This window comes from uncultured Cyclobacterium sp., assembly GCF_963976465.1.
In the GTDB taxonomy this organism is placed as follows: domain Bacteria; phylum Bacteroidota; class Bacteroidia; order Cytophagales; family Cyclobacteriaceae; genus Cyclobacterium.
The window spans coordinates 1-17,778 of the sequence record NZ_CAXBOC010000039.1 but is presented as its reverse complement, the minus strand read 5'-3'; the positions used below and the strand labels follow the sequence as shown (position 1 = coordinate 17,778).

At 37.7% G+C, this 17,778-nt stretch carries 13 protein-coding genes and 1 pseudogene; 7 read left to right on the top strand and 7 right to left on the bottom strand.

All coding sequences use genetic code 11. The features are described from left to right. The 3 genes and pseudogenes from AAC037_RS03860 to AAC037_RS03850 form a co-directional block, all read right to left on the bottom strand. Nucleotides 1-378 (bottom strand): annotated as a pseudogene (locus tag AAC037_RS03860) (hypothetical protein); the annotation flags it as partial. Beyond that, complete coding sequence (gene pssA, locus AAC037_RS03855; protein ID WP_339901747.1) at nt 362-1,066, bottom strand: CDP-diacylglycerol--serine O-phosphatidyltransferase; 705 nt, start codon at nt 1,064-1,066, stop codon at nt 362-364. The pseudogene AAC037_RS03860 and the gene pssA, both read right to left, overlap by 17 nt. Then, nucleotides 1,063-1,716, bottom strand: coding sequence for an MBL fold metallo-hydrolase (locus AAC037_RS03850; protein WP_339901746.1), 654 nt, complete (start codon nt 1,714-1,716; stop codon nt 1,063-1,065). The genes pssA and AAC037_RS03850 overlap by 4 nt, the downstream gene beginning before the upstream one ends. Before the next feature lie 56 nt (nt 1,717-1,772). On the opposite strand from AAC037_RS03850, the gene AAC037_RS03845 reads away from it, so the two are divergent. The 3 genes from AAC037_RS03845 to AAC037_RS03835 are packed head-to-tail and all read left to right on the top strand — an operon-like array spanning nt 1,773 to nt 7,177. After that, nucleotides 1,773-2,828 carry an FAD-dependent oxidoreductase gene (locus AAC037_RS03845; RefSeq protein WP_339901745.1) on the top strand — a complete coding sequence of 352 codons (1,056 nt, stop codon included), beginning with the start codon at nt 1,773-1,775 and terminating at the stop codon, nt 2,826-2,828. Between the two features lie 30 nt (nt 2,829-2,858). Next, entirely contained in the window at nt 2,859-6,281 is a 3,423-nt protein-coding gene (locus AAC037_RS03840) for a biopolymer transporter Tol (RefSeq protein WP_339901744.1), read from the top strand. 17 nt (nt 6,282-6,298) lie between these two features. Continuing rightward, on the top strand, nt 6,299-7,177 hold the full coding sequence (locus tag AAC037_RS03835) for a YicC/YloC family endoribonuclease (protein WP_339901743.1): 879 nt from the start codon (nt 6,299-6,301) through the stop codon (nt 7,175-7,177). Nucleotides 7,178-7,186: 9 nt separating this feature from the next. Here AAC037_RS03835 and AAC037_RS03830 read toward each other — a convergent pair whose 3' ends face one another. From AAC037_RS03830 to AAC037_RS03815, 4 genes are all read right to left on the bottom strand, one after another. Next, nucleotides 7,187-8,557, bottom strand: a complete 1,371-nt coding sequence (locus AAC037_RS03830) for an aldehyde dehydrogenase (protein WP_339901742.1) — start codon at nt 8,555-8,557, stop codon at nt 7,187-7,189. A 100-nt stretch (nt 8,558-8,657) separates the two neighbouring features. Further along, a complete protein-coding gene (locus tag AAC037_RS03825) occupies nt 8,658-11,138 on the bottom strand; it encodes a DUF5686 family protein (RefSeq protein WP_339901741.1) in 2,481 nt (826 codons plus the stop codon). A gap of 453 nt (nt 11,139-11,591) precedes the next feature. Continuing rightward, nucleotides 11,592-12,269 (bottom strand): helix-turn-helix transcriptional regulator, encoded by a 678-nt coding sequence (locus AAC037_RS03820; RefSeq protein ID WP_339901740.1) that lies wholly within the window; start codon nt 12,267-12,269, stop codon nt 11,592-11,594. A gap of 244 nt (nt 12,270-12,513) precedes the next feature. Next, a complete protein-coding gene (locus AAC037_RS03815; protein ID WP_339901739.1) occupies nt 12,514-13,077 on the bottom strand; it encodes a hypothetical protein in 564 nt (187 codons plus the stop codon). Nucleotides 13,078-13,450: 373 nt separating this feature from the next. Here AAC037_RS03815 and AAC037_RS03810 point away from each other — a divergent pair, with 373 nt between their 5' ends. The 4 genes from AAC037_RS03810 (at nt 13,451) to AAC037_RS03795 (ending at nt 17,649) form a co-directional block, all read left to right on the top strand. Beyond that, nucleotides 13,451-13,660 carry a hypothetical protein gene (locus tag AAC037_RS03810; protein ID WP_339901738.1) on the top strand — a complete coding sequence of 70 codons (210 nt, stop codon included), beginning with the start codon at nt 13,451-13,453 and terminating at the stop codon, nt 13,658-13,660. A 196-nt stretch (nt 13,661-13,856) separates the two neighbouring features. Further along, nucleotides 13,857-14,492 (top strand): GntR family transcriptional regulator, encoded by a 636-nt coding sequence (locus AAC037_RS03805; protein WP_339901737.1) that lies wholly within the window; start codon nt 13,857-13,859, stop codon nt 14,490-14,492. A 553-nt stretch (nt 14,493-15,045) separates the two neighbouring features. After that, nucleotides 15,046-16,272 carry a Gfo/Idh/MocA family oxidoreductase gene (locus AAC037_RS03800; protein ID WP_339901736.1) on the top strand — a complete coding sequence of 409 codons (1,227 nt, stop codon included), beginning with the start codon at nt 15,046-15,048 and terminating at the stop codon, nt 16,270-16,272. 45 nt (nt 16,273-16,317) lie between these two features. Further along, the gene (locus AAC037_RS03795; protein WP_339901735.1) at nt 16,318-17,649 is read left to right on the top strand and encodes an aminotransferase class III-fold pyridoxal phosphate-dependent enzyme; all 1,332 of its coding nucleotides are present in this window, start codon (nt 16,318-16,320) and stop codon (nt 17,647-17,649) included. The last annotated feature ends 129 nt before the right edge of the window (nt 17,650-17,778 follow it).

Genomic DNA, 17,778 nt, shown 5'->3' with positions numbered 1-17,778 from the left:
ACTTGGCCTTCCTGTTTGAAGTAGGTAATAAAGTGTATCTGTATATGGGTGGCTGTTTAGTTGAGCTGAACCGTTCTCAGTCAAGATCTGATCTGCCCCTTCCAAAAAGAAATACAGTTTATGGTCAATAATTTTTTGAGGAACTTCTTTATATGAAAATATACTGCTGTCAATTTTCTGGTCGAGCATTCCGGGATGTCCTAAAATCTGAATTTCATCGATGCTTCCCAAGTTCCAGTTTGTGGCTTGCTCTTGACTTAAATGGTAGACTCCCTCTTCAAAAACAGGAAATTTATACATTTTCTGTGCTTGGACAGGGGGAAAACCGGCTATTATTCCGGCCAAAAAAAGGAATACATATCTAATTCTTTTCTTCATGACCGCCCACCAAATTATTGACCAATGACAGACAAATATAGGAAAGCACAGCGATTGGAATTCCTGCCAATCCAAATAGCAAAACACTTATCCCCGAAATGATTAGTACTAGGTAGCGCCATTGGTTGCCTTTCCATTTAAAGTGTTTGAATTTAAGTGCCAGTAATGGAAGCTCCGCAGTAAGCAAAAATGAAAAGGTGAGGGTCAAACCGGTTAGTACCCATGGGTTTTCCAGTCCATTTTCTATCCAAATCACGGAAGTCCCTAATAGGGGTAAGGTTGAGAAAAACAAAGCATTGGCCGGGGTAGGAACCCCAATAAAGCTGTCTGCCTGCCTGTCGTCAATATTGAATTTTGCCAACCTTAGGGCAGACTGTATGCCAATTAGAAAAGCGACATAGGGCAGCCATTCGTAAGGACTTACAGCTTCCAAAAGCAAAAATAAAATAAAGGAAGGTAAAACTCCAAAGGTGACCAGATCTGCCAAGCTATCAAGCTCTTTACCAATTGGGCTTTGCACTTTAAGCATCCTAGCAGCGAAGCCATCGAAAAAATCTAAGATGGCTGCTGCAATGATAAAATAAAAACCGTAAAAAGGGCCATTGACCATCACATAATGAATTCCAATCATTCCGGAAAGTAAATTCAAGCTGGTAAGGGCATTCGGTATGTGTTTTTTTATGGTCAATTTCTTGCGTTTTTTCCTACAAAAGGATTGTTTAACTTTTCAAAACCTATGGTAGTGTTTGGGCCATGGCCGGGATAGATGACTACCTCATCAGGTAAAGAGAAAAGTTTGTCTTTTATTGAATGGATAAGGGTGTCATGGTCCCCTCCCGGTAAATCTGTTCTGCCGATACTTCCTTGAAACAAGGTGTCGCCGGCAATGCAATTTTTTGAAGCTTCATGGTACAAAACCAAGTGTCCGGGTGAATGTCCGGGTACCCAAATTGGTATTAATTCGGTGTTGCCGAAATTTACTATTTCACCTTCTTGAAGAAAATGATCAACCGTACTAGCTTGGTATTGTGCGAACCCGTAATTGGGGGCATAAGTACCTACTGCCAATAAAATGGCTTCTTCTTTTTCATGAAACCACAAAGGGGTATTGTACGTTTTTTTGATAAAGGCGTTGCCCAAAACATGATCAATGTGACAATGGGTATTGATGATTTTTACCGGATTTAACTGCTCTTTGGCAATGAAATCATACAATATTCCTTTTTCACGTTTTTCATAGCAACCGGGGTCGATGATCAGTGCTTCTTTGGTGTCGTCATATAGGATGTAAGTATTTTCGGAAAAAGGGTTGAAGGTAAAGGATTTAATTTGCAGCATTTTAAAATGATTTGAATTCCTGCATCAAAATAACAAAGAATGATTTAATTTTAGGCATGGAAGTGGATTTTTTACTTATTGGTCAGGGATTGGCGGGTACGGTTTTGTCCCATAGACTTATTCAAAAAGGACTAAAAGTACATTTAATAGATGATGCTGATCCAAACAGTAGTTCAAAAATTGCAGCTGGACTTTATAATCCGGTTACCGGAAGAAATTTGGTGAAAACCTGGAAGGCAGATGCACTATTTAAGGAGATAGAACCGTTTTACCATCAAATAGAAGCTTTACTTGGACAAAAATTTGTACATCCAATAGGTGTTTATCGGCCATTTATTTCATTTGAAGAGCAGAATGAATGGCTGGCTAAGAGTGCTGATCCACAGTATGACGCCTTTATTGATAAGGTTTATTCGAGTTCTCGCCATCAAGGGGTAAATGATCCGTTTGGAGGTTTATTGCTAAAGTCTACAGGCTATATTGATACCCGTAAACTGGTGCATAGCTTTGGAGCTTGGCTAAAAGGTAAAGGCATGCTTACCAACTGCTCTCTGGAAGAAAAAGATTTGAGACTTACCCATGATGGTCATTGGGAATACAAAGGAATTAAGGCGAATAAAATTGTCTTTGCCAATGGAATACAAGCAAGAGAGAGTTCTTTTTTTAACTGGATACCATTTATACCTGTAAAAGGTGAGATTCTGACTGTTAAACAGGATTTTACATCTTCTGAGATTGTTAATAGGGGGGTGTTTAGAATTGACTTAGGCAAAGGGGTTGGCAAAGTGGGCTCTACTTACATTAATTCAGAGGTTAATTTAAGTCCAACTGAAAAGGGGAAAAAAGAAATTCTTGATAAATTGGAGCAGTTAATATCCAAAGAAGTAATTGAAATTATTGACCATCAAGTGGGGATCAGACCGGGCATTAGAGATAGAAAACCGGTGCTTGGAAAACATCCGAGCGAAGAAAGCGTTTATATATTCGGTGGATTTGGTGCTAAAGGTGTTTCTTTAGTGCCTTATTTAAGTAATCAGATGGTGAATCTTTTAATTTGTGGAGAGGAACCTGAGAAAGAAGTGAACATAAATAGATTTTTTAAGTATATTTAAAACATTGGCTAAAAATTCTAAGGCACCTAAATGAGACTTAAATATTTACTACTAATATGTATCCTTGCCTCCAGCTTCAATAGCGGTGAACTATTGGCGCAGTTTAATAAGGAGAAGTTTGGAAAAAATAGAGTTCAGCATAAAAACAAGGAATGGTACTTTTTCGCATCCAATAATTTCGAGGTGTATTATTATGATGGTGGCCAAAGAAATGCACGCAGGGCCATAGATTTTTTAGAGAGTGAATTTGATGATTTAACTCAATCCATAGGGTATGTGGCCTATACCAAACCGAAGATTTTTATTTACAACTCCAACCAGGAGTTGTTAGAAAGTAATTTGAACCTCAACACAAATAATTTTACTGTTGATGGACAAACTTTCTTCAGTAAACTCCTTACAGAAGCTGCATATGTAGGTTCATGGGAAGAATTTAAGAAGGAATTGATATACAAAACGTCAAAAATTATCATAGAGGAGATGCTATACGGCTCTAGCATTTCAGATGCCTTCCAATCTAACCTAGTTAATAATTTTCCGGATTGGTTTATCGATGGTGCAGCGAAATACCTGGCCTATGGTTGGAGCAGAGAGATGGATGATTTTGTCCGCCATTATTTAAGAGAAAACGACAACCCTAAACTCTTTAAACTTCAAAATGAGGAGGCCGGCTTGGTGGGGCAATCTATTTGGAATTATGTAGTGGAGAAATATGGGAGAAGGTATATTTCAAGTATTTTGAATCTTAGCAGGATCAATAGAAATGAGGCGACAAGTATAGCCAATACCCTTGGCAGGAAATTCAAAGACTTTTCTACAGAGTGGGCCAAATTTTATAGGGATATAAATTCCGGAGTTTTTGAAACCTTTAAGGATATCAACGAGCAAAACGTGATTAACGTGACGCCAAAAAATCGTTTTGGAGAAATTACAGGCATAAGTTTTAGCCCTGATGGTAAAAACCTCGCATATGTAGAGAACGTGGAGGGGAAATATAAAGTCAAAATTAGAGAGGTAGCTACCGGTAGAGAAAATGTGATTTATAAAGGTGGCTATTCCTCTTTTGAGCAAGAAGCGGATTATACTACCCCGGCCATTGCCTGGAGAGATACCCTAAACTTGGTAATAGGGACATTCAAAAGGGGGGTGACTACCCTAAGAATGAGAGCTATAGACGGTAGTAGTCAAGATAAAATATTTTTAAGAAATATTACGCAGATTTTAGACCTTGACTTTTCACCTGATGGACGTACCATGGTGCTGTCAGCCATTAATAATGGCAATACAGATGTGTATACGCTAAATATGAAAGGGCAGGGGAGAAGAATTACAAATGATGTGTTTGACAATAGAACGCCTGTTTACCTCAATGATTCTACAATAATATATGCTTCCAATAAAGTTGACTTAGCGGATAGCCTGTTAACAGGAGTTATTGATGTGCACAACTTTCCTGATTATTACAACCTGTTTCAACTTAGTTTAGGAGATTCAATTTCAGAAACGAGATTGACGAATTTGAACCATGTTAATCTTTATCCGGAAAAGCTGAATAATGCAACTATCCTATATTTAAGTGAGCAGAGTGGGATTACCAATTTGATGCGCTTGGGTTTGGGGAGTAATGTTTCAAGTCAGGTATCTGCCTTTAACAATAGTTTGGAATCTTTTGATTATGATGTGGAAAACAACAAGTGGGCATATTCGATAAAGGATGGGAGTCGCAGCAAGCTCGTCTTGGAAACTTTTCCCAATATGGACCAATTTACTCCAAGTACACCACGGGTTCAATTGGAACAGGCCAAGGCAGTTAACAAAAGAATTTCTGACCGAAGAATACAAAGACAAGAAGAAGAGAAGGAAGATGCTGAAGAACCCACTTCCGATGCCTCAGGTCAGGACGTATTGTTGACCCCTGCTGATACCAGTGTTGCCGGAGTAGATCTTGAAGGCTTGTTGTCGGGCGAAGATTCTCAGGTGCTGGAAGAAACGAATTTACCGGAAAGTATTTCGACAGTAACGGACAGTGTTCCCAGTCAAGCCGATCAAAAAACCACGGCCATAAACGTAGACCGGTTAAGGTTTGAAACTGAAGGGGGGCTGGATACGGATAATTATACTTTTGATACCATTCCTAACCTTTATGGGCAGCAGTCTGCCAAGCCTGTAGAAGATCCTTCAGGCCTTGCAGACCGTAGAAGCGATATTTTAGATGCTTTCAGGCAGCAAAACATGGTGAAGCGGGTACAAGGTCCCAGAGATTATGTGCCACAATTCATTACAAGTAGCTTGAACACTTCATTTGTGATTGACCCCTTGCGGGGCTTTGGCTTAAAGCTAAGTGGGCAAATGACCGATTTGTTAGACAACCATGCCATCAAAGGAGGAATACTAACAGCACTTGATTTTCGTTCGGGAAGTGATCTATATTTCGAATATGAATACAGGAAATACAAATTGGACATAAGCGGCAGGTTTGATCGAAGATCAATCATGAGGAGTGAAGGAGACCTTACTTTTCAGAAATACGTGCTTAGCAAAACTGAAGTAGGTGTTTCTTATCCCTTATCCACAAGTGCCAGGGTAAGTCTCTCACCATTTATTGCCAAAACCCAGTATTTTAATTTAAATCCTGACTCAATCATTAGAGGAGGTGATGGTCCTCAAAATCGATTGGATGTAAATTATGCCGGAGGAAGTGCGGAAGTGGTGGTGGATAAAACCAGACAGTTGGGCTTGCATATGGAACAAGGTTTCAAGGGTAAAATAGGCATGTTGCATTATCAAGGGTTGAATCACAGTGATAGGTCTTTTAGCAATGTTTACCTTGATTTAAGAAATTACCAAAAAATTCATAAAAACATTACCTTGGCCACTAGACTGTATGCAGGAAGTTACTTTGGTCAAAACCCTCAACAATACTTGGTTGGAGGAATGCAAAATTGGTTGTTTAATAAATTCTATCAGCCACCGACCAATCGACCGGAAGTTTCACCGATCAGAAATGAAGATGGGGTGGAAAACTCTAACCTTCTTTTTACTGAATTTGTGGATTTACGGGGTTTTGATTATGATGAAATCCGGGGGAATAATGTCATTACCTTTAGTTCTGAATTAAGAATCCCATTGTTTTCTTATTTGTCTAGAGGAAATATCACTTCAAATTTTATCCGGAATTTCCAATTGGTAGGTTTTTATGACGCAGGCTCTTCTTGGTCAAACTCGGCACCTTGGGAGCGTGTCAATGATCAGAACACTGAAGTGATCAATACAGAAGGTTCCCCTTTTGTAATTACATTAAACAATTTCAATAATCCATGGCTCCAAAGTTATGGTGCGGGTGTAAGAACTGTTCTTTTAAATTATTACGTTAAGTTTGATGCTGCCCGACCCATACGAAATTATACGGTGGAAAAAACGAGATTTTATGTAACTTTGGGTTATAATTTTTAGATACAAAATCTTTTAAAATGATAAAATCCATGACAGGCTTTGGCCTGGCGGTATATGAGGACGACAATTATACGATTCAAGTAGAGGTTAAAACCCTTAATTCCAAGTTTTTAGACCTTAATTTTAGGGCTTCTAAGCAGTTTTCAGAAAAAGAAGCGGAAGTAAAAAGTGCTGTTTCAGGAATCCTTGAAAGAGGTAAAGTCAATGTGTCCATTGAATTCAACTCTAAAAAAGAAGATGACCTTCCCATAGTAATACAGGAAGAACTTTTTCAAAAGTACCATCAGAAATACTCAGAAATGGCCGCAATGGTGAATGGGTCTACTGATGATATTTTTAAGCTTTCCTTACAGTCTCCGGGAGTCAGTACAGTGAATGTTGAGAAGGCAGATTATAATGAGGGTTGGAAGGTTATTTTGCCGGTACTCAACGATGCCCTGAAAGATTGTGATCAGTTTAGAGTCAATGAAGGGGCTGTTTTGATGGAAAAATTTCAGGATAGTCTTTCCATTATCACCGATAATTTAAATAGCATTAAAACCTTGGTGCCTGTTCGGAAAAACCGATTGATAGAGAAGATTAGAAATAACTTTTCTGAGTGGGTTAAAGAACAAGATTTTGATGAAAATCGATTTGAACAAGAACTCATTTATTATTTTGAGAAATTAGACATTACTGAAGAGATCGTAAGGTTAGAAGCGCATTTGAATCTTTTCGCTGAAGTATTGAAATCTCAAAAGTCTGAGGGAAAAAAAATGGGCTTTGTCAGTCAGGAGATGGGGAGAGAAATCAATACAATCGGTTCCAAGGCAAACGATTCTTCAATACAGCATCACGTGATCAATATGAAAGATGAGCTGGAGAAAATTAAAGAACAGGCCTTGAATATCATTTGATTAGAGGCTTTACTCCATCATCCACTGTATAATTGCTTTCTTACATTTTGAATAGGGCGCATATTTAATGTTTGGTTCAAACCAAAAAGGTTTGTCTAAAATGCTTTTATAATGGGTAAATGAGTCAAATCCGGCCTTCCCGTGGTAACTGCCAATCCCACTAAATCCAACACCTCCAAAGGGGAGCTTGCTATTGGTTAAATGCATCACGCTATCATTTATAGCACCACCTCCGAAGGATAGTGTTTTCAGTAAATTTCGGATTATTTTTCTATTCTTGGAGTAAATATAGCAGGACAAAGGTTTTGGTCTTGATTTTACTTCCGAAATGGCTTTTTCCAGTTTGTCAAAGGAGATGACGGGTAAAATTGGCCCAAAAATCTCATCTTTCATTACTTCGTCAGAAAAAGTAACATTATGGAGGATGGTAGGGCTGATAAACCTCTCCTCTCTGTCTAAATTTCCTCCAAAATAAACCTGTCCGCTTTCAACTAGTTTGCTGAGACGGTCAAAATTTTTGGTATTAATTATTTGCAGATAATTTTCATCAATCTTATGCTTGTTCTCAAAGGATGCTTCAATTTCCATCTTTAAGGCATCTAGAAATGCTTGTTCGATGGACTTGTCTACCAATACATAATCGGGACTGATGCAGGTTTGGCCTGCGTTTAAGAATTTGGACCAAACGATCCGCTTGGCAGTCATTTTAAGGTCAGCATCTGCGAGTACAAAAGTTGGACTTTTTCCTCCAAGTTCTAAAGTGACAGGGGTCAGATGTTTGGCTGCAGCTTGGTAAATTATTTTTCCAACAGGAATGCTTCCGGTGAAGAATATTTTATCATAGCGATGTTCTAGCAAGAGCTTAGTCTCTTGTACACCACCCTCAACAACATGAAAGTAATTTTCCGGAAAATTATCATTGATTAATTTAGCCATCACCTTAGAGGTGTTGACAGGTAATTCGCTAGGCTTAAGAATTACAGTATTACCCGCAGCAATAGAGGTGATAGCCGGCAATAGGGATAGCTGATACGGATAATTCCAAGCTCCAATAACCAATGTTACTCCTAGAGGTTCCGCAAGGATATAACTTTTCGCAGGGAAGTTAACCATGCCGGCAGCTACCTTTTTTCGTTTACTCCATTTTTTTGTGTTTTTAATGAAGTTATCGATTTCGTGGTATAGGAGGGATAATTCCGTAGTATAGGTTTCAAATTCAGATTTCTTGAAATCTTTATAAATAGCCTCATAAAGTAAGTCCTCATTTTCTTTTAAGATGGCCTTAATCTTTTTTAACTGGCTAATTCTAAAATCTATATTTTTGGTTTGGTCTGTGTCAAAAAATTCTCTTTGTTGAAGAAGCAGCTTTTCCATGTCCATCTTAATAGTGCTTGTTTAATCAGCATACAAAATTGATAATACCTAAAGGGTTTGTATCAAGTTCTATTCCATTTAATCAAGGGACGGACTCCCATATGGTTTAAAAGATTATTTGTGCACTTACTTTAACCGCAAAGGGTTTGACTGAAGGTTTATCCAGATAGGACATCCTGTGGAAGAAATCCACCCTAAAGAATTTAAAAATATTCTCTACACCATAACCTAATTCCAAGAAGGGCGTCTCAGGGTCCAGGCTTCCAAAAGTTTGTAAAGGGAATCCTTCCGGATCCATTACGGGCACACGAGATAGGTTGGCTTCACTTACCGATCCAAACAAGAGATTTGCATTAGCGACTGCCCGCCATTTTAACTTTCTAATTAAAGGAATTTTATTCAGTAAAAAACCTTCAAAAAAGTGTCGGTATCGAAAGCTGAAGTATTGATCCGATGTAAATTCATTGAAGTTCATGGTATTGAATGCTGCCGACGTATAGAAAAGTGTTTCATTGCCCAGGTGGTTTTCCAATATTGGGTAGGGCACATTTCCATAAACTTTCCCTGCTGCCGCCTCGTACCTTGAAATCCCCAACATACCCATGTTTAGCTTTTGAGAAATGGATACTTTCAGCTTAGAATAGTTGTATTCTCCCCTGAGCCATTGAAAACCTTTGCTGTAATTGATGGCAAAAATAGGCCATTTTGCGGTGCCTAAGGATATTCTGTCATTGTCATTAATAATAAAAGTTTCATCCCGTCCATAACGAAGTCCTATTTTACCTTCAGTTGTTTTAAATGTTGATTTGAGTTCCGAAGCACCTTCGTCTAAATAATAAAAATCAAACAATGGATCAAAATGATTTGATTTAATGCTGCCCATAAGGGTAAACCCTTTAAACAATTCTCGCTTTAAGTCCATCCTGTAATTGGTGGAAATAAAAGGTTTCCTAAAGGTTCCAAAACGGCTTGCAGCCAAGAAAATGCTATTGCCTTCAAGGCTCTCCATTTCCAAGCCCACCTGATCTATTTCCTTCTGAGTAGAGATTTTTACAGTTGTCCACCTTTCTCTATCCAAAATCTTTGTAATTGCTCCCGAGTATTTTAGCCGCCTGTCCAAAAAACCATAAGCAGCATAACCTTCAATTTTCCATTTATCGCTAAACTTTAAATTTGTTCGAAGACCTGCGCCTATGCGTATCCCTTCAACATTATTGTAATTAAAAAAACCGGGCCAAGGTCCTACATCCAATTTACCTATAGGTAAATAACCACTTGCCAGAAATTTCAAGCTTTCAGAATAAAATCGGATGACAGGGATTTTTTTCAAAGTATCTACCATTTGTAATACAGCCAATTCTTCTTCACTGAGCGGATCCCGGCGGTTTTTATTCCAAAAATCTTCCCCTTCAGCGTCAAAGTCAGGTTGAAGCACTACTGCCTGATTAAAAAAAGAGGTAGGCTTGGGATTGCCTGTTTGAATACTATCAACAGAAGTGTAAAACTTGGCCAACAGTCCGGCGGTTTTAGGGGTTATCTGTCCAATTTTAACTTGAACCCTGGTTTTTGATGGGATAAGCGCCCCGGGATCTGTAGGTGTAAGTTCTTGTTGAATTTTAATCCTTTCTATAAAATTGAGATTGGCCGCTTTAGGAATTGTTAGGTCAACTTGCTTTAAGGCGTACGTGTTTTTATTGATCCAAATGGTACCCGTAAAAGCCAAATCTTGAGTTCTTAGTGGATAGACTTGTAAAACATAAACAGAGTCTTGACCAATTTTAGTGGAATCAAGAAGGTCATAATCATAGAATCCTTTCCATCCATCAGCAATGGGGGACACAAATTCTTTTTCCAAAATGTTTAACCAATTTCTATAAAAATTATACTCCTGAAAAGCGGATCCTGTGATTTGGGAGACGGTGGCACCATCGGTAATCCCAACACCTGTAACTTTTGATTTTTCAACCACTTCCTTCTTTAATTCAGGGTTGTTTCTAAAGTAAAAAGAAGAAAGGGTTTCAGAGAAAAAGACTGGCAAAATTTTCTCACCTTCATCATTGGTGAGTTGCTTTATGGAATCCAAAACGGCGGTTACTTTTTTGACAGCTTTTCTTTTCGTAAAAGCTTCAGAAACATGATCTATATCGATTTCTATTTTGGTATAGTTTTTTGTTTGGTAGGCACCTAGTTTTCTTTTATCGAAATCTTTTCTTTTGGCCACGGCCTTTCTAATGATTTCAAAAGCCGGGTTTTCACCTGCTTCAAACATAAAGGCTTCCATTTCATAGTCCGATGGGCGGAGTTGAAAATTGATGGTGTGTTCCTTCCCGGGGCCAATGACCTTTGTTTGCGAATTATAGCCTATGTAGGTGACTTCCAGGCTGTCTGCCCTATTGTTGCTTTCTAGTAAATAATTACCTTCAAAATCAGTAGAAATACCGGTGCTAGTACCTTGTAAGAGAACAGATGCAAAGGGTATAGGATCTCCTGTTTCAGCATCGGTGATCTTGCCTTTCACCACCAATTGACCGAAAGAAGGAAGAGATGCAACCAAGGCAAGTATTAAAAATAAAAATAATGTTTTCAAATTTCAGAAGTTAATAATTTCCTTTGGCTAAAAAGAATTTGCCATAGGTTGTTAATCGAAATTAAGGGGTAAAAGTTCTAAATTGAAGAATAAAATTTTTATTCAACAACTAATTGTCTTCCAGTTTGTATGTCATTTTATAGAATCCTTGAAAGGGGAGGCTACATTATCACGTGTAAATGATGATGAAAAACGAAAAAATTGATACAAAGTGATATGAATTTAGCAAGTTTCTTTGAATAATTAGAAAATAATTCAGTGTCTTTTTGGCTGAACAATCATACCATCAAATTTATAAATGATTAAGACTTAAGTTTTTATTAGAATGGGGCTCTGGGATTTTATAAGCCACTGACTAATTTCAGTTTGAACTTATTGAGTTCGTGGGCATTTGTTAAAAGAAGCTAGTAAATATTCCTCCACAGTTTAGTTTATGAGATTCTTCGGATTGCATCAAATAAGGTCAAAAGCGAAACCATATAGTATCAAGTCGGAAGTTTCATTGGTTTCTAAAATTTCTTTGATGCGTTTTTTATGAGAATTTACTGTATTTGCTCCAATACATAGCTTTTCCGCAATCTCTTTAGCTTTTAAGCAACGGCAAATATGTGAAAGAACCTCTTTGTTTCTCTCTGTTAATTGCGCAAACTTCTTTTGGTTCTTTTTACGGAAAGTCACCTCCTGAGCAATTCTTTTAATTTTGGAAATTGCCCAAGACTGAAGACCTAGCGGTAGGATTTGTGTAAAGGAATATTGGGTTTTTCCATTGCTGTCAGGAAGGAAATGGTGTACAGTAATGAGCTCTACTTCTTGATTCTCTTGATGCTGGTTATATCTCAAATAAAGTTCTTTAGTAGAAAGATCGCTACCAATTGCACTTGTCCTTTCAAGAAGGCATGTGTTGGGATCCTTTGGATCGAAAATGATTCTCCTGTATTCATAGTTAGGGAGGTGGCTAAAAAACTTTTCTGTTAGGCCGAATTTTTTTAAGCCAAGCTTACAAATAAATAAATTTTCAACGGGTAGAGTACGCTGGATTATTTTAATGCCAGGTATCAATTCTCCAGCGACCTTAAGCGCATTAATTTTTGCTTTGATTAATTCCTGTTCATTAGTTTGGATGGTTTCCATATGATATAGCCTTTTAGAGGTTGACTACTATTTATGGAAGACAATAAAGAAACTGTTATAAAAGATTTAAAATCTTGTTCGTGAACGTGGGCAGTTAATTCCTAAAGGTTTTATTTTTGAGAATAAGCTAAGAACAACTCTAATAGAATTTGGTGTATTTTTAAAAAAATGAATGTCGGAAATTCTTATGTAAATGATTCGGTCTTCATGCTTTTATAACCTTTTGGTTTTTAAAATTGAATTCCTACCAGCTTATATTTTTGAATTTCCCATTGGTTATGTTAACCTTTACGTCTTTATCTGGATCAATTGCCGTAAATTGAAAAGTTACAGATATTCGTTTGGATGTGGCATCAAATGCTGTTATGGTTACCTCAATTTCACCAAGGTCATCAGTTTCTGCTATGTAGGCATTTTCTTCATTAAGCAGTTTCTTGGTCGTAAGGCCTGCCGCCATTAAAGAAGTATAGGGTGGCTCCGAGTCAGTTCCTCTTGAATTAATAACTGTTCCCGGTTTTAACTCTGTTATTTCAGGGCCCATCAATATCAATCTGACGTCTGCAACGGCTATACCTTCAATGCTGAAATCTGCTCCAGAAAAGGCTAGAACAAATCCTATTCCGTTTGAGAAATTAACAAGAGTGGTCACAATCTCTTCAAAATCCTTTGGATTAGTTAGGTCTTTTGTGGCCTCAAAAGCAATGCCGTCAATTTCTGCTGTAATAGTTTGAATATCTTGAGAGATTGGCTGTTCAGGAATGCAAGCGAATAGTAAAAAAAGAGATATAAAGCATAGGTAAATTTTCATAATGATAATTGTTAAGGTTTTTATTGGAATATTCTTGTTTCAATTTATTGGGTCTGTTTAGCAAAAGTAGTTGGCTTTGTGATTATGCTTATCACCACAAATGGTGGTTTATTTTTTAATAATGCTGACTAGCATCAGCTTATCCATTTTCTGATACAGGTGAATCAAGCCAAAAAAATGGAAAAGGTTACGTAAGTTAAGGATAATGAATACTGGACCAAATAGACTCATTTCCTAAAAATTATAGAGCATTTTACAAGAAGATTACATCCACGCAAGCAGGAAAGCTAAAGGAGATGATGGAGGGTTATGTGTTTGCTTTCTATGCATTGGTTTTCAGGAGATCAGAGAAAAGGAGCTTAATATTACAAACATGGATAAATTCACTTCAATAGTGAGGCTTTTGTTGATTTACCGTGATGTTGTTGATGTAGGAAAGTTTATAAATCTTTCCAGTAGTAAAAATAGGCTTGCTGACCTTAAGAGGTTAAAACTTGAAACTGTCTTAAGGAATGGAAAGGAAATTGGGATGTATTCTAAAGGACTTAAAAGCAGAGGTGAATTGGCAAAGGCTAAACACTAATTCTTCAACAATATTTAACAAAACGCTTCTGTTAAATTTTTAGTGGGGCCAACACATTTCTTAGACAGAATAGCTGACTTTCTGGCGTAAGTTTTCTTGTTTTGTTTACAAAATGAAGGATTTGTGATAAAATTCCTGTTTTAATGATCCCATTTGTGTTATTTTTAGATCATTTTATAAACAAAAAAACTCTGAGATGAAAAATGATTCGCTTTCCTTTAAGGTTTATTCAGAATTAAGAAGGAAGATATTGTCCAATCATCTGGTTTCAGGCATCCGCTTGAAGGAAGATTATTGGGCGACTCATCTAAATGTAAATAGGATGGCTGTTAGAGAAGCATTGAATCGTTTGCTTGGTGAAAACCTGGTGGTTTTCGGTGAGAAGGGAGGTTTTTTTGTTAAAAGTCTCACGCCTGAAGATGTTAAGGAGATCCGTGAGGTAAGAGAAATTATCGAGTTGGGCGCATTGCGATTGATTTTTCTAAAACAAGATCAGAAAGACATTGCCATCCTGGAGGAAATATGTGATGATTTTACGACAATGTTTAAGCGTGAGTATTTTGAAGGGGCCTGTGAAGCAGATGTGAGGTTTCATGAGAAAATTATTGAACTATCTGGTAATGAGAGGTTAATGCAGATTTACCAAATGAGCAATATACCACTTTTTCACCAGAAATTAGGGCAAACTCAGGTTCATATGAGTGATTATGAACATACAGATGAAGAGCACAGAAAGGTTGTTTCCGCCCTTAAAAATAAAGAATTAAGTCGAGCCGAAGAAGAGCTAAAGAAGCATTTGCTAAGGGGGGAAAAGGCTTCTTTAGACCTGTGATTATTTGTATTGAGAGCAAGATGAACTTGCAGGGTCATTTAGCGGGGACAGCAACTTAGTGATTTCGAGAAAAGAGTATTTTTTTATGGAATCTACGGAATGTCATTTAACCAAAGCGATTTTTATTAAGTGAATTGAGATCATTGATATAACCACTTGAAAATCAATATTATATATTTCCATTGAAATAGGGTTGATCTCTTATTTTCGCTTTATTAAACCCTCCGATTTACTAGGTTGTATTTTTTTAGTAAACAAAAAAGTATATTTTTGGTAAACAAAATTTTTTTAATCATAACTTGATTATAGCATACTTTCACTGTATCTGGCTAAATTGGCATTGAGAATTATATAAAACTTGTTAATTAACCTAAACAGTTTGGCAATGTGAGAAAGGTTGGGGTTAAAATAAATTGTATAAATCCCCATAAGGGCCTGTATTAATTCAAAATCCTAACTATTAAGCCGGATTTAGTGAGCATTAAACGAATATAGTTGCCTTTAGGGGTATTTATCCATCTTATAGAATTATCATTAAAAATTTAATATAGCTATGAAATCAAATTCATTGTCGGGAAAACAAAGAAGAAATTTTTTGAAAACAGCAGGAATGCTCGGTGCCTCAATGGTAGTGAGTCCTAGGTTTGCCTTTGCAGGCCCACCCAAAAGTGATAGAAAATTAAGAATGGCCGTTGTGGGAGGTAGATTTGGCGCTAGCTTTTTCTTTCATGAGCATCCCAATTGCGTGGTAGAGGCGGTTAGTGATTTACGAAAAGACCGGAGAGAAAAATTGATGGAAGTGTATAACTGTTCCAAAAGTTATGAATCTCTGGAGCAATTAATTAAAGACCCAAAAGTAGAAGCGGTATTCGTGGCTACTCCAGTACCTGATCATGCTGAGCATGTACTTGCTTGTTTGAATGCGGGCAAGCATGTGTTATGTGCAGTGCCGGCTGCGATTACTCTAGAAGATTGTGAAAGACTTAGGAATGCTGTTAATAAAACAGGTCTGACCTATATGATGGCTGAAACAAGTGCTTACCATCAAGTGGTCATTTCAGCACGAAAATATTATAATGAAGGGAAGTTTGGTAATATATTCAGGGTAGAAGCGGATTATCATCACCCTGGTCTTGAGGTGCTTTTTTATGAGGATGGAAAGCCTACATGGAGACATGGTATGGCCCCAATGATGTATCCTACTCACTGTACGGCTTACCATATTTCTGTTACAGGAGAGCGGTTTACTGACGTGAGTTGTCTTGGTTGGGGAGATGATAGTGAAGCTTTGAAAGGTAACCCTTATAACAATCCATTCTGGAATGAAACTGCGCTCTTCAAAACCAATAAAGGCAATGCGAGCAGGATGTCTGTATGTTGGAGAGGAGCTTTGATGGGGACTGAAAGAGGTGAATGGCATGGGGATAAGATGAGTTTGTATGCAAGAGATCCACATGGATTAGATGAAGTGAAGATCAATGCTTCTGAAGAATTGGGAAGAGATGATGCAGGATTTTTGTTTAAGCGAGCAGAGAAAGAGGATTACCAACAACAAGATTGGTGGGATACGGATGCTTTGCCTAAGTTAATGAGGCACAATAGTGGACATGATGGTTCACATACCTTTATTACTCATGAATTTGTGGACTCAGTAATTAACGGGAGACAGCCATTGGTGAACATTCATGAAGCACTGGCCTATACAGCTCCCGGTATAGTTGCCCATCAGTCGGCATTAAGGGGAGGGGAGAACATGAAGATCCCAACATTTGACATATAATTGACATCCTTAGTGGGTGTACTTAATATAATTCAATTTAGTATTATGAATAATTGGCCAAAATCAAAAGCATTACTTAATACAAACGAGAAATGGATCCCCGGAGGTGTTGTTTCTTTAAATCGAAAATCAGACCCTAATATTGCTTTTACCAAGGGTAAAGGAAGTAGAATTTGGGATATAGAAGGAAATGAATACATCGATTACCAAGCAGGCTTCGCCTCGGCATTTTTAGGCCACAATGATCCGGATATCAATGGAGCTGTTAAAAAATCCATGGATAACCATGAGGTGTTGATGGGTGCTGGGCCTACTACCCACGAAGGGGAGTTGGCGGCCTTGTTTTGCGCATGTGTGCCTACTGTTGAGAGTATTCAAGTGACCTGTACCGGTTCAGAAGCTACTTATCATGCCATACGGATTTCAAGAGCGGTTACTGAAAAAGACCATGTTATTATTATTCAGGGAGGGTACAATGGCTGGCACAATGATGTTTCGGCAAATGTAATGAGTAGCCTGGATGATATAGGGGCTAGGGTTTCACCGGGAGAGTATCCTTATGATTCTTTGTCAGCAGGGATTCCACAAGGCCATAAAGACCTGATTCACGTAGTCAATTTCAATGATCTGGAATCAATAACTTATGTGGTTGATAAATACCCGGTAGCCTGTATTATTCTTGAGCCGATTTTACAAAACATTGGAATTGTAAAACCAAATGAGAATTACCTCAAGGGGCTTCGTGAAATGGCAGATGAAAAAGGTTTTCTGTTGGTTTTTGATGAAGTGAAAACAGGTTTTCGCCATGCTTTAGGTGGTTATCAAAGCATTTGTGGGATTACCCCTGATCTAAGTTCTTTTGGTAAGGCCGTGGCCAATGGTTACCCAATAGGTGTGATTGGAGGAAAGAAGAAATACATGGATTACTTTAACCACCCTGAGAAAGGAAAAAGAGTATTGATCGCCGGTACCTTCAATGCTCATCCATTTACAGATGCTGCTGCTATTGCTACTTTGAAAAAATTGTCTTCTCCGGAATTTGCGGTATATGACCATCTGGAAAACATGGGGGAATTATTGGAAAAAGGCTTGATTGATATCTTTAATCGTTATGACAAGCCTTTTAAAGTGGCACGCATAAAATCGGCTTATTGTGTTTACTTTATGGACCACGCTCCGGTAGATTTTCATGACATTGTGTTGAATCATGATTTTGAGTGGGATAAAGCTTATAGAAATGAACTCATTCATGAAGGTGTCTATAATTTCCCTTTGCCTATCAAACAAGGTAGCATTTCCTTTGCTCACACCGAAAAAGACATTACTGAAACGCTGGATAAAACTGAGAAAGTAGTGAAAAAACTTATGAATAAATAGGTCTGAATACAGATTTATTTATTCACATGTACTGAGGAATGGTTTTTCAATAAAATATAAAATAATATGCCTGGTTCATTTAAAAACCATTGTGTGATCATTAGTGGTGCCCTTGGTGATATTGGTAGG

What these genes read in the sequence shown, in the direction of transcription:
- AAC037_RS03815 (WP_339901739.1), bottom strand. Translation starts at nt 13,077, where the DNA reads ATGAAAATTTACCTATGCTTTATATCTCTTTTTTTACTATTCGCTTGC.
- AAC037_RS03835 (WP_339901743.1), top strand. Translation starts at nt 6,299, where the DNA reads ATGATAAAATCCATGACAGGCTTTGGCCTGGCGGTATATGAGGACGAC.
- AAC037_RS03820 (WP_339901740.1), bottom strand. Translation starts at nt 12,269, where the DNA reads ATGGAAACCATCCAAACTAATGAACAGGAATTAATCAAAGCAAAAATT.
- AAC037_RS03840 (WP_339901744.1), top strand. Translation starts at nt 2,859, where the DNA reads ATGAGACTTAAATATTTACTACTAATATGTATCCTTGCCTCCAGCTTC.
- AAC037_RS03795 (WP_339901735.1), top strand. Translation starts at nt 16,318, where the DNA reads ATGAATAATTGGCCAAAATCAAAAGCATTACTTAATACAAACGAGAAA.
- AAC037_RS03850 (WP_339901746.1), bottom strand. Translation starts at nt 1,716, where the DNA reads ATGCTGCAAATTAAATCCTTTACCTTCAACCCTTTTTCCGAAAATACT.
- AAC037_RS03800 (WP_339901736.1), top strand. Translation starts at nt 15,046, where the DNA reads ATGAAATCAAATTCATTGTCGGGAAAACAAAGAAGAAATTTTTTGAAA.
- AAC037_RS03845 (WP_339901745.1), top strand. Translation starts at nt 1,773, where the DNA reads ATGGAAGTGGATTTTTTACTTATTGGTCAGGGATTGGCGGGTACGGTT.
- AAC037_RS03805 (WP_339901737.1), top strand. Translation starts at nt 13,857, where the DNA reads ATGAAAAATGATTCGCTTTCCTTTAAGGTTTATTCAGAATTAAGAAGG.
- AAC037_RS03810 (WP_339901738.1), top strand. Translation starts at nt 13,451, where the DNA reads ATGGATAAATTCACTTCAATAGTGAGGCTTTTGTTGATTTACCGTGAT.
- AAC037_RS03830 (WP_339901742.1), bottom strand. Translation starts at nt 8,557, where the DNA reads ATGGACATGGAAAAGCTGCTTCTTCAACAAAGAGAATTTTTTGACACA.